Consider the following 12,072-nt stretch of genomic DNA (forward strand, 5'->3'; position numbering starts at 1 on the left):
GGAACTTACCTTGGAGTAATATATGAGATTCACCTGTGGTAGGAGTGTGGATGGCGGGCGGTACGAAGCGGCTTCCGCGGGCGGTACGCGAGCAGCAGATGCTCGACGCCGCCGTGGAGGTCTTCTCGCGTAAAGGCTTCCACGACACGTCGATGGACGCGATCGCCGCCGAGGCGAAGATCTCGAAGCCGATGCTGTATCTGTACTACGGCTCCAAGGACGAACTGTTCCGCGCTTGCATCCAGCGCGAGGGGCTGCGGTTCATCGAATCCGTCGCGCCCGCGGGCAACCCTCTGCTCACGCCGCACGAGCAGGTGCGCACCGCGCTGGAGGGCTTCCTCGGCTTCGTCGACCGCAACCGGCGGTCCTGGCAGGTGCTCTACCGGCAGGCCATCGGCCAGCAGGCGTTCGCCTCGGAGATCGAGAACGCGCGCGAACGCGTCATCGAGCTGACCGCCAAACTGCTGGAGTCCAGCGCCAAGCACGCCGAGCCGGGGACGAACTTCGACGTCGTCGCGGTCGCCGTGATCGGCGCGGGCGAGGCCATCGCCGACCGGTTGGCCAGCGGCCGGATCGAGGTCGCCGAGGCCGTCGACCTGCTCGACGATCTGGCCTGGCGCGGTCTCGCCGGCCGGAAGAAGACCGAGTAGCCCGCCCATTGCCCAGATCGGTTGCTTCCGCGCCGCCCTCCTGCCAAAGTGCGTGAGTTCGCATAGCGCGGACCGGCTCGTCCGAAGAGCCGGGGAGAAACGGGGCGGAATTGTTCGGCTTGCTCAGGCCGTGTGCGCACGGCGCTCAGAAGTATGGAATCGATGCGGCCGAATGGCGGGCGCATCTGTGCGGTTTGTGTCTCGGCTTGCGCGACGGGCACGGTCAGCTCGCCCGCGCCACCACCAACAAGGACGCGCTGGTGCTGAGCATGCTCACCGAGGCCCAGTCCGGACCGGCGGCGCGCACCACCGCGGCGCCGTGCCCGCTGCGCGGAATGCGCCGCGCGTCGGTGGTCGCCGCGGGCGCGCCCGGCGTCCAGCTCGCCACCACCGCGTCGTTGTTGTTGGCGGCGGCCAAGATTCGCGATCACGTGGACGACGGTGAGGTGGTCGCGCTCGCGCGCGGGCCGCTGGCGAAAGCCGCGACGCGATGGCACCGGGAGGCTCGCGCGGGCGCGGCCCGGATCGGTCTGGACGTCGAGCCGCTCGTCGCGGCGCTCGTCGCGCAGGTGCGTTTGGAGCAGGAGGCGAACGAGCTGGTCGCCGTGGGCGGGACGGCATTGGCGCCGGAATCCCTTGCCCAGTCCGCGCATTGGCGTTCCGCGATGTCGCCGTCGGCCGACCCGATCGACCGGTTGACCGCACCCACTCAGCTGTGCGCGTCGGCGTTCTTCGCGCACACAGCCGTCTTGGCCGACCGCATGGACAACGTCGACGCGCTGCGGGAGGCGGGATGGCAGTTCGGCCGGATCGCGCATCTGGCCGACGCCGTAACCGACTACGACGATGACGCCGCCCACGACCGCTTCAACCCTCTCGCGGCTACCGGAACCAGCGTGCCCGAGGCGTACGACCTGATGCGGCAGTCGAATTCGCGCCTGCGCGCGGCCGTCGCGGCGGCCGAACTCAGCCGGGTTCCCACCGTACGCTGGATGCTGCTCGACCCGCTGACCGCGGTGCTGCGGCGGCTCGGCGGCGGGCTCGGCGCGTTCGCCGCGCACACTTGCTCGGTGTCGCCCGAAGGGGCCGACATCCGCGCCCACGCGCACGGAACCCGCCACCGCCCGCCGACCCGTCGCCCTGGCGTCGGTGAATCTCTCGCGCTCATCCTGGGCGCTTACTGCACCGGCTACGCGTGCTGCGCCGACCACACGCAACCGTGCACGGGCGAACGCAAGGACGCGTGGATCAAGAACTGCGACTGCGGAGATTGCGGAGATTGCGGCGGGTGTGATTGCAGTTGCTGCGATTGCGGGGATTGCAATTGCTGCGACTGCGGTTGCGACTGCTGATCCGTGCTCGAGCGGCGAGCCGGCCGCTCCCGTGCGAAAGGCGCGGCCGACCTCGCTGAAAAGCGCGAAGCCGCATCCTGATTCGTGGGAATCGGGATGCGGCTTCGCGGAACGTTCAGCGCAGGGTCGCCGTCAGGTGCGGGTACCCCTTCTTCGGGTGGAGCAGCGCCAGATCCCAACCGCCTTCGACCTGATCGGCGTACAGGTTGACGGCGGAGGGCAGCAGGATCGGCTTGCCGAACTTGACCGAGTACGTGGTCTGCTCCGGAATGCGTCCCTCGACCGCGCCGAGAATCGTCGCCGCCGACCACATGCCGTGGGCGATCGATCGCGGGAAGCCGAATGCCTTGGCGCCCAATGCCGAAGTGTGGATCGGATTGTGGTCACCGGACGCGGCCGCGTACCGGGTGATCGTCTTCTGATCCACCCGCAGGGTGCGCAGCGGCGGCGGCGGAACCTCCTCCGGTTTGGGCTCCGGTTTCGGCCCGCCCGACAGCGAGGTGCGCTGCTGGTGCAGGAACGTGGTGACCTGGTGCCACACCTGCTCCCGGCCCACCTTCACGTCGCTGACCGCGTCCACGAGCAGGCCCTTCGGGTGCTCGCGCAGGTTCTCGACGTGGGTGCGGATGTCCAGCGGCTCGCTCACCGAGATCTCGCGGGTGCGCTCGATGACGTTCTGCGCGTGCACCGCGCCCACCGCGACGAACGGGAAGTCCCGAGCCACCACCAGTTGCATCGCCAGCGGGAAGGTGAGGATGAACGGGTAGGTCAGCGGCAGCGCGTCGCCGAACCGCAGACCGGTCGCGCGGCAGTAGGCGGCCAGATGATCCGGGTCCACCCGCAGCCCGTCGAGCCGGACGGCCCGGTCCGGCAGCGTCGGCTTGCGCGCCGACAGCAGCGGCACCGCCCCGAGCGCGGCCTTGACGAACAGGCGGTTGTTCTTCGGCGGTTCGGTGAGGGCGATCACCTGGGTCTTCTCCTTGCCTGCCGGAGCCTGGGCCATCATGCTCCGATCAGGCTCTGACCGCAGACCCGCACGACGTTGCCGGTCACCGCGCTCGACGCCGGGCTCGCGAAGTAGGCGATGGTCTCGGCGACGTCGACGGTTTGGCCGCCCTGCAGCAGCGAACTCATCAGCCGGCCCGCTTCCCGGGTGGCCAGCGGGATGGCGGCGGTCATCGCGGTCTCGATGAAACCCGGCGCGACGGCGTTGATGGTGATGTTCTTCTCCGCCAGTTTCGGCGCCTCCGCGTTCACCATGCCGATGACGCCCGCTTTGGAGGTGCCGTAGTTGGTCTGCCCGCGGTTGCCCGCGATGCCCGCGATCGAGGACACGTCGATCACGCGACCGCCCTCCTTCAGCGCGCCCTTGGCCACCAGCCCCTCGGTGATCCGGTGCGGAGCGGCCAGGTTGACGTTGATGACCGCGTTCCAGCGGCCCTCGTCCATGTTCGCCAGCAGCTTGTCCCGGGTGATGCCCGCGTTGTGCACGACGATGTCGATGCCGCCGAAACGTTCGGTGGCGAACTCGGCCAGCTTCTCCGCCGCGTCGGGCGCGGTGACGTCGAGCGCGAGCGCGGTGCCGCCCACCTTGTTCGCGGTCTGCGACAGCGCCTCGCCCGCCGCCGGGATGTCGGCCACGATCACCTGGGCCCCGTCGCGGGCGAACACCTCGGCGATGGTGGCGCCGATGCCGCGCGCGGCGCCGGTCACCACCGCGACCTTGCCGTCCAGCGGGCGATCCCAGTCGGCGGGCGCGCTCGCGTCGTCCTTGCCGACCCGGATGACCTGGCCGTCGACGAACGCCGACTTGGCCGAGAGCAGGAAGCGCAGGGTCGACTCCAGGCCGGTCGCCGCCGCGGACGCCTCCGGGTGCAGGTAGACCAGCTGGGCGGTCGAGCCGCGCAGCAGTTCCTTGGCCACCGAGCGGGTGAAGCCCTCCAGCGCGCGCTGCGCGATCTGCTCGTCGATGCCGGAAGCCAGCTCGGGAGTGGTGCCGATGACCACGATGCGTCCGGACGGGGTGAGGCTGCGCAGGGCGGGCTGGAAGAACTCGAACAGTTGCGAGAGATCCTCGATGGTGCCGATGCCGGTGGCATCGAACACCAGGGCGCCGTACTTGGTGCCCTGGCTCAGTGCGTCGGCGAAGGTGTAGTCCGACAGCAGGGCGCGCACCGGCTCGGCGACGCGGCCCTTGCCGCCGATCAGCACCGGCCCGGACAGCGGCGGCTCGCCCTTGACGTAGCGGCGCAGTTTCTCCGGCTTCGGAAGGCCGAGCTTGCCGGCCAGGAACGCGCCAGGCGCGGAGTGTACGAACGATCCATAGAGGTTGGGAGCACCCTTGCTCTTGCTGGCTGCCACTATTCCTACCTTTTCTGAGTTCTGGCTCTCGGGTCTGGGGTATCGCCCCGGCGTGGTCTGCTGGCGCACTTTTGCGGGGGTACGTGTCGACATTAAACTTACTCCAGAGTAAGTTTAATGTAAACAACCGCGACGGGGCGCCGAGCAGCGCGGAGATGTCCGTGCTCCACCGGGCCGCCGGGACACCCATCCACGAGACCTTGGAGACTCGAGTGACTAGCAAAGCCCGTTCGGCGAAGAGTGCCGCCAAGACCGGTAGGACCACCCGCCCGGTCGCGATCGTCGGTGGCAACCGAATTCCGTTCGCTCGCTCCGACAAGGCGTACGCGCACGCCTCCAACCAGGACATGTTCACCGCCGCGCTGGACGGGCTGGTCAGCCGCTTCGGCCTGCAGGGCGAGCGGCTCGGCATGGTCGCCGGCGGCGCCGTGCTCAAGCGGGTCGGCGAGCACGGCCTGATCCGGGAGAGCGTGCTCGGCAGCAAGCTCAGCCCCTACACCCCGGCGCACGACCTGCAGCTGGCCTGCGGCACCGGACTCCAGGCGATCGTCACCGTCGGCGACGCGATCGCCGCGGGCCGGATCGAAGCCGGCGTCGGCGGCGGTACCGACACCACCTCCGACGCTCCCATCGGCGTCAGCGAGGGCATGCGCGAGTGGATGCTCGACGCCAACCGCGCCAAGACCAACAAAGACCGCCTCAAGCTGGTCGGCCAGCTGCGCCCGAGCATGCTCGGCATCGAGATCCCGCGCAACGCCGAGCCGCGCACCGGGCTGTCCATGGGCGAGCACGCCGCCATCACCGCCAAGGAATTCGGCATCCCGCGCGAGGCGCAGGACGAGCTGGCCTATCTGTCGCACAAGAATATGGCGGCCGCCTACGACCGCGGTTTCTTCGATGACCTGATCACGCCGTTCCTCGGCCTGACCCGCGACGACAACCTGCGGCCGAACTCCTCGATCGAGAAGCTGGCGACGCTGAAGCCGGTCTTCGGCGTCAAAGCCGGTGACGCGACCATGACCGCGGGCAACTCCACCCCGCTGACCGACGGCGCGTCCGCGGTGCTGCTGTCCAGCGAGGAGTGGGCCGCCGAGCGCAAGCTGCCCGTACTGGCGCACCTGGTGGACAGCGAGGTCGCCGCGGTCGACTACATCCACGGCCCCGACGGCCTGCTGATGGCGCCGACCTACGCGGTGCCGCGCCTGCTCGCCCGCAACGGCCTGACCCTGCAGGACTTCGACTACTACGAGATCCACGAGGCGTTCGCCTCGGTGGTGCTGGCCACCCTGACCGCGTGGGAGTCCGACGCCTACTGCAAGGAGCGCCTCGGCCTCGACGGCGCGCTGGGCTCGATCGATCGCAGCAAGCTGAACGTCAACGGATCGTCGCTGGCCGCGGGTCACCCGTTCGCCGCGACCGGCGGCCGTATCGTCGCCGCCACCGCGAAGCAGCTGGCCGAGAAGGGCTCCGGCCGCGCGCTGATCTCCATCTGCGCCGCGGGTGGCCAGGGCGTCGTGGCGATCCTCGAGCGCTGACCGGTCGTACACCGCGAGGTGGTCCGACCGGAATTCCGGTCGGACCAGCCGCGCCCTACTCGCCGGGCAGCTCGAGGTGCCCGCCGAACGCTTTGCGCATCGCCGAGAGGACTTTGTCCGCGTACACCCCTTGGTCCCGCGAGGAGAATCGCGCGAACAAAGCCGAAGCCAGCACAGGGACGGGCACGCCGGTGTCGATGGCGGCATCGACCGTCCAGCGACCTTCGCCGGAGTCGGATACCCGGCCGCTGTAGGACTCCAGGTTCGGGTCCGCGTGCAGCGCGGCCGCCGTGAGGTCGAGCAGCCAGGACGCGACCACCGACCCCCGCCGCCACACCTCGGTGATCTCGGGGATGTCCAGGTCGTACCGGTAGTACTCGGGATGCTCCAGCGGCGTCTCCTCCGCGGAGAACTCGCCCGTGTGCTCGGCGCCGTAGTTGGCCCGGTGCAGGACGTTCAGCCCTTCGGCGTAGGCGGCCATCGCCCCGTACTCGATGCCGTTGTGCACCATTTTCACGAAGTGGCCCGCCCCTACCGGTCCGCAGTGCAGATAACCCAGCTCGGCCGTGGACGGCTCGCCGCTGCGTCCCGGCGTCCGCTCCGCCGCCCCGAGGCCCGGCGCGATGGATTTCAGCAGTGGGTCCAGGTGCTTCACCGGCTCGGACTCACCGCCGATCATCAGGCAGAAGCCGCGGGTCCGCCCGAAAACGCCGCCCGAAGTGCCGATGTCCACGTAGTGGATGCCCTTGGGCCGCAAGCGCTCGGCGCGCGCGAGGTCCTCGTGGTAGCGGCTGTTGCCGCCGTCGATGATGATGTCGCCCGGTTCGAGCAGCTCGGCGACCTGCTCGATCACCGCCCCGGTGGCCCCGGCGGGGATCATCACCCACACCACGCGCGGCGTCTCCAGCATGCCGACGAACTCGGTGAGGTCGGTGCTGCCCCGGAAGGCGTCCCCGAGCTCGGCGCGCAGTTCATCGATGTGCGAGGAGCGACGCTCGTATCCGACGGCGGTGTGTCCGTCCTCGACGACGCGGCGCACGATGTTGGCGCCCATCCGGCCGAGGCCGATCATTCCCAGCTGCATGCCATCCATCTCCCTCGTGTATGCCAAGTCTTGCGGCGGGGTCGTCTCGATTCTTCCGCGTGGGATCGATCACGGTTCGGTTCGCGGGTGTAACGCCGCCCGCTTCCGCCCGATAAACAGATCGGCACCGCGCAGTTGCCTGACCCCCGACCCGGCAACTGCGCGGGCCTCTTTGTGTGGTGTACCCGGTTCTTCGCGCGGAATGTGCGCTATGCCCGAGCTGTGGCGAGCACTGTCGGTGTGGACCACTATCGTTGGCAGGGACGCGCAGCGGTGCGGGTCCACAATTCAATCGAACGGGGAGGACGGTTCGTGACGAGCCAGCCGAGCACCGGAGGACGCGGCCCACAGGCTGGTGGCGAAGTCGGGTGGCGCCAGCTTCTCGGGGCGGAGCGGCCCCAGGCAGCGGACCGGTCGGTCGCTTGGACCGGCGACGAACAGCTCACCCAGCCTCTGCAAGCTACCCGGAGGCGGCCCCCGCCGCCCGCACCCCGGCGTGCGCCCGCGCGTCGTCCGATCTCGCCCCCGCCACCGAAACGCCTGGACAGCGCCGTCGTGCGCCGGGTGGGTATCGCGGTAGGCGCGGTGCTGGCGGTCGCCGGTCTCGGCTACGTGGTGGACTGGGTGATGTCCTCGGGCGAGGTCGCGCGTGGCACCGTCGTCGCCGGTGTCGACATCGGAGGCATGGACAAAGCCGCGGCCGATGCGAAGCTGCGCGCCGAACTGGATCCCAGGGCGGGCCGCGAACTGCCGCTGCGCATCGGCGACGTGCAGACCCGCATCGTGCCGAGCGCCGCCGGACTGGCCGTGGACTGGGACGCCACCTGGTCGCGGATCGGCTCCCAGCCGCTCAACCCGTTCACCCGGCTCGCCTCCTTCTTCACCACCCGCGAAGTGTCGATCGTCAGCGCGATCGACGAACCGGCCCTGGATCGCCAACTCACCGAACTGGGGGTGCACGACCGGCCGTCGGTCGAGGGCACCATCACCTTCCGCAATGCCGAACCCGTCGCGGTGCCTCCGGTTCCTGGCCGGGTGCTCGATGTCGCCGCCGCGCGTACCGAACTGGCCGAGCGGTGGGTCACCGGCGCCACAGTGGATCTTCCCGTCGTCCCCGCGCCGCTGCAGGTGCGTCCGGAGGCCGTGGACAAGGCCCTGCGCGAGATCGCCCAGCCCGCGGTGCGCTCGCCGATCGCGTTCGCGGGCAAGGGCGCCTCGGGCAGGCTCGATCCGGAGCAGATCGCGTCCGTGCTGGCCTTCGCGCCGGACGGGCAAGGCGGTCTCGCCGCGTCGGTGAATCAGGACGCCGCGATCGGTCTACTCGGGCCGCAACTGGCCACCACGGAGGTCGAACCGAAGGACGCGACGTTCGCGGTGTCGGGTGGCAAGGCGTCCGTCGTCCCCGCCGTGGTCGGCGACAAGATCAACTGGCCCAAGACCTTCGAACAGCTCACCGCGTTGCTGACCGCGCCGGGCGAGCGGACCGCGCAGGTGGTCTACGAACGGGTCGAACCGAAGCTGACCACCGAGGCCGCACAGGGGCTCGGCGTGGTCGAACCCGTCGGATCGTTCACCACCGGCGGTTTCAGCGGTCCCTCCGGGATCAACATCCGCACCGTGGCCAAGAAGGTCGACGGCGCGATCGTGAAGCCGGGAGACACGTTCTCCCTCAACGACTTCACCGGTCCACGCGGCACGGCGGAGGGATACGTCGAGTCCGGCATCATCGACCACGGTCGTCCGAGCACCGCTGTCGGCGGCGGCATCAGCCAGTTCGCCACCACGCTCTACAACGCGGCGTATTTCGCGGGTCTCGAGGACGCGGGTCACACCGAGCACAGCTACTACATCTCCCGCTACCCCGCCGCCCGCGAGGCCACCGTCTTCGACGGCGTGATCGACCTGAAATTCCGCAACAACACCCAGACCGGCATCTATATCGAAACCTCGGCGACCGCCAGCGAGATCACCGTGCGACTGTGGGGCACGAAGACGGTCGACGTCGAGTCCATCACCGGCGAGAAGACCAAACCGACCGAACCCAACACGGTCACCTTGCCCAAGGGCAAGGACTGCATCGCCTCCGAAGGTGGCCCCGGCTTCACCATCTCTGACACCCGCGTCATCACCGACCACAAAACCGGCCGCGAAGTGTCTCGCAAGACCCGCACGGTGAAGTACGACCCGATTCCGATCGTCAAGTGCGAGTGAGGGAATAGCCCGAGCACACGGTTCCCGAATCCGCCCCGCCACGCACCGGAGGGGCGGATTCGTCGTCTTCACAACGGAGTTCGCATCAGCAACACGTTGTACTGGGTGTGCTGGGTGACCACGAAGTAGAGATCGCGGCCGGTTTGATACGGATAGATCATCGGCGCGTACGCGGTGGGAAGCGCGCGGGCATCGATCAGGACGCGCGGTTCGCTCCACGGCCCTTCGGGAGCCGGTGCGGTGCGCAGGACGACGCTGTTGGCCGGATCCGTGGTCAACATGACGTACTGGCCCAAATAGTCGTTCCACATCACCGAGAGTTCCGCGACGCCGCCGACGATCGGAGCCGCCGTCTTGGCGTCGGTGGGCTTCCACTCTCTGCCGTCCCAGTATTCGTAGGCGTCGATGTTCGCGATATCGGATTCCTTGGCGCGAGAGACGAATCCGGGATTGTTGCGCCCTGCCGGGGTGCCGTAGCGGTAGACGTAGCCATTCGCCTTCAAGAAGGCGTTCTGCTGGAAGTTCTCGTGGCCGTCGACGTTCGCGCGACGCGTGTGGGTGAGCTGGGCCCACGTGGTGCCGCCGTCACCGGAGGCGGCCAGGGTCGAGAAGTTGGTGTTCCACTTCCCGTGGTCACCCCATTCGCGCACCGACATCAAACTCATGTACTGCACGCCGCCCACCGAAATGCCGGCGGTGGGAATCAGGCTGATCTCGATGCCGGGAATCTTGGGGCTGGGTATGGGATTCGGCACCACGTCGTCGAAGATGATGCCGTCGGCCGGATCGTGCCTGGAGCTGCGGAACAGCACATTGCTGGTCCAGGCCCAGATGCTGCCGGCGAGAAGATTCGGGATCCCGATGCCCGCGCTGTCGCCGAAGGCGGTGATCATGCGGCCGTTGCCGTCGTCCCACATGATGCCGAGATCCGTGCCCAGCACGTTGACGTTCTGGGTCCGATTCGGACTGTCCATGCCGGTCACCTGGAACACCGCTCTGGCAGGCCCGGGCAGGTCCGGCAGGCCGTGAATGCCGTTGATCGCCGGAATCGGAATGACGTTGTTCGGGTCGGCCCCGGCGGGCGTGGCGGCGACCAGCGCCAAGATCGCGGCTAGCGCGCCGGCCCCGGTGAGTGCGGACAGCGATCGAGTCATCCGGCAATTCCCTTCCTCTGGGACGCAGTCTGCTCGGTCATTCTGCCCGCTCGCCGCCGCGATGTCGCCTACATCGGTGGGTGGACTCAGCGCGTTCGGCCGATCGTCACCAGCCGGTAAAGCCACCACGGGCGCTCGGGCAGTTCTGGGCTGTAGACCCGCATGCTCATCGATCGGACCCGTCTCGAGGCTGGATCGCGCACCTGCAATCGGCGGCGGGGGAGGTCCGCGGGACGCACTTCGGTGGTCCACATGCGATCCCAATCAGGGGAGCGGCGGCATCGTTCGGCGATCTCCTCGACGCGCTCGCGCGGCGCGAGCGGAGACAGGATACGGAAGGCGTCGACGAGCAGGTGCGCTTCGACGGCCCAGTCCACCATCACCCGGCGGGCCGCCGCGTCGAGGAACATCCACTCCAGCACGTTTCCTCGGGCGAGGGCACCTGGAAAGGCGCGTTCGTAGGCGGAATTGACTGCCACCAGATCCTGCGTCGGCATCCGCTGATAGCAGGCCGGGTCGGGGAGACTGTGCAGGTCGGCCTGGTCGTCCGGAGTGGGCACGTCGGGGCCGGGTCCGTAGGCGGCCGTGAAGAAATTCGGCAGGGACAGCACGACGATGTGTTTGCGGTACCAGATCGGCACCTCCAGCGCGTCGAACAACTGTTGCAGCAGTGGCTGATTCGGCGCCACCGCGCCTGTCTCGATGTGATCGAGCACCGCTTCGGTGAGCTCGGCCCGCTCGGCGATATGGGCGGGCGTCAGCCCCGCGGCGAGGCGTCGTTCGCGCAGATAAGCGCCGATGCCAGTTGCGTTGCGCGTCACCTCGGGCACCTCTGCCGACAATTCTCCTGCCGAACTGTGGGAAGCGGGAGGCTCTTGTCGCTCCCCGGGAGCACGCAATCTACCGGAGAGAATCGGCGTCGAGCGGTGATCGAACGTCACGAATCGACAAATGTAGACGACAACGGCCCGGAGAGGATCTCCGGGCCGTTGTGCCGTTGCGGTGGAACGAAGGTCAGAACGCGGCTTCGTCCAGCTCCATGATGTCGTTGTCCAGGTTGGACAGCACCGCGCGAGTGGCGGTCAGCTCCGGCAGGACGTTGCGGGCGAAGAACTGCGCGACCGCGATCTTGCCGTTGTAGAACGCCTCGTCGGCGCCGGTCGCGCCGTTGTCGAGGGCCGCGATGGCGACCTCGGCGTGACGCAGCAGCTGCCAGCCGATGAGCAGGTCACCGACCGAGAGCAGGAAGCGCACCGAACCGAGGCCGACCTTGTACAGCTCGCTCGGCTGCTCCTGGGCGCCCATCAGGTGGCCGGTGAGCGTGGCGGCCATGGCCTGCACGTCCTCCAGCGCGGTGGCCAGCAGCTTGCGCTCGCCCTTCAGGCGGCCGTTGCCCGCCTCGGCGTTGATGAACTTCTGCACCTGACCGGCCACGTGGGCCAGCGCGACGCCGCGGTCGCGGGCGATCTTGCGGAAGAAGAAATCCTGCGCCTGGATCGCGGTGGTGCCCTCGTAGAGCGAGTCGATCTTCGCGTCGCGGATGTACTGCTCGATCGGGTAGTCCTGCAGGAAGCCCGAACCGCCCAGAGTCTGCAGCGACTCGGTCAGGTACTGGTAGGCCCGCTCCGACCCGACGCCCTTGACGATCGGCAGCAGCAGGTCGTTGACCCGCGCGGCCAGGTCGGCGTCCGCACCGGAAACGTGCTGGGCGACATCGGCGTTCTG

Annotated in this window: 10 protein-coding genes; 4 read left to right on the top strand and 6 right to left on the bottom strand. The window is 68.6% G+C overall.

The window, feature by feature from the left end:
- The first annotated feature begins 50 nt into the window (after positions 1-50).
- The gene (locus tag ACWEO7_RS22645) at positions 51-650 is read left to right on the top strand and encodes a TetR/AcrR family transcriptional regulator (protein WP_040870930.1); all 600 of its coding nucleotides are present in this window, start codon (positions 51-53) and stop codon (positions 648-650) included.
- A 206-nt stretch (positions 651-856) separates the two neighbouring features.
- Positions 857-2,002, top strand: a complete 1,146-nt coding sequence (locus ACWEO7_RS22650; RefSeq protein ID WP_452425896.1) for a DUF5685 family protein — start codon at positions 857-859, stop codon at positions 2,000-2,002.
- A 115-nt stretch (positions 2,003-2,117) separates the two neighbouring features.
- On the opposite strand, the gene ACWEO7_RS22655 is transcribed toward ACWEO7_RS22650, so the two are convergent.
- On the bottom strand, positions 2,118-3,008 hold the full coding sequence (locus ACWEO7_RS22655) for a MaoC family dehydratase (RefSeq protein ID WP_452425898.1): 891 nt from the start codon (positions 3,006-3,008) through the stop codon (positions 2,118-2,120).
- A complete protein-coding gene (locus ACWEO7_RS22660; RefSeq protein WP_452425899.1) occupies positions 3,005-4,363 on the bottom strand; it encodes a 3-oxoacyl-ACP reductase in 1,359 nt (452 codons plus the stop codon). Before ACWEO7_RS22660 ends, ACWEO7_RS22655 begins: the two co-directional genes overlap by 4 nt.
- A 212-nt stretch (positions 4,364-4,575) precedes the next feature.
- Here ACWEO7_RS22660 and ACWEO7_RS22665 point away from each other — a divergent pair, with 212 nt between their 5' ends.
- Positions 4,576-5,898: an acetyl-CoA C-acetyltransferase gene (locus tag ACWEO7_RS22665; RefSeq protein ID WP_450017829.1), complete on the top strand. Its 1,323-nt coding sequence runs from the start codon at positions 4,576-4,578 to the stop codon at positions 5,896-5,898.
- Positions 5,899-5,953: 55 nt separating this feature from the next.
- Here ACWEO7_RS22665 and gnd read toward each other — a convergent pair whose 3' ends face one another.
- Positions 5,954-6,982: a phosphogluconate dehydrogenase (NAD(+)-dependent, decarboxylating) gene (gene gnd, locus ACWEO7_RS22670; RefSeq protein WP_452425901.1), complete on the bottom strand. Its 1,029-nt coding sequence runs from the start codon at positions 6,980-6,982 to the stop codon at positions 5,954-5,956.
- Positions 6,983-7,546: 564 nt separating this feature from the next.
- Here gnd and ACWEO7_RS22675 point away from each other — a divergent pair.
- Positions 7,547-9,193 (top strand): VanW family protein, encoded by a 1,647-nt coding sequence (locus tag ACWEO7_RS22675; RefSeq protein WP_452425902.1) that lies wholly within the window; start codon positions 7,547-7,549, stop codon positions 9,191-9,193.
- 68 nt (positions 9,194-9,261) lie between these two features.
- Here ACWEO7_RS22675 and ACWEO7_RS22680 read toward each other — a convergent pair whose 3' ends face one another.
- From ACWEO7_RS22680 to ACWEO7_RS22690, 3 genes are all read right to left on the bottom strand, one after another.
- On the bottom strand, positions 9,262-10,347 hold the full coding sequence (locus ACWEO7_RS22680; protein ID WP_452425904.1) for a DUF4185 domain-containing protein: 1,086 nt from the start codon (positions 10,345-10,347) through the stop codon (positions 9,262-9,264).
- Between the two features lie 86 nt (positions 10,348-10,433).
- Positions 10,434-11,168 carry a helix-turn-helix domain-containing protein gene (locus ACWEO7_RS22685; protein ID WP_452425906.1) on the bottom strand — a complete coding sequence of 245 codons (735 nt, stop codon included), beginning with the start codon at positions 11,166-11,168 and terminating at the stop codon, positions 10,434-10,436.
- A 193-nt stretch (positions 11,169-11,361) separates the two neighbouring features.
- The coding region (locus ACWEO7_RS22690) for an acyl-CoA dehydrogenase (protein ID WP_452425908.1) at positions 11,362-12,072 on the bottom strand (711 nt) is incomplete at its 5' end.

The organism is Nocardia sp. NPDC004260 (assembly GCF_053603155.1).

Bases quoted from the DNA above. Each gene is read 5' to 3' on its own strand.
- ACWEO7_RS22645 (WP_040870930.1), top strand. From the start codon at position 51: ATGGCGGGCGGTACGAAGCGGCTTCCGCGGGCGGTACGCGAGCAGCAG.
- gnd (WP_452425901.1), bottom strand. From the start codon at position 6,982: ATGCAGCTGGGAATGATCGGCCTCGGCCGGATGGGCGCCAACATCGTG.
- ACWEO7_RS22680 (WP_452425904.1), bottom strand. From the start codon at position 10,347: ATGACTCGATCGCTGTCCGCACTCACCGGGGCCGGCGCGCTAGCCGCG.
- ACWEO7_RS22655 (WP_452425898.1), bottom strand. From the start codon at position 3,008: ATGATGGCCCAGGCTCCGGCAGGCAAGGAGAAGACCCAGGTGATCGCC.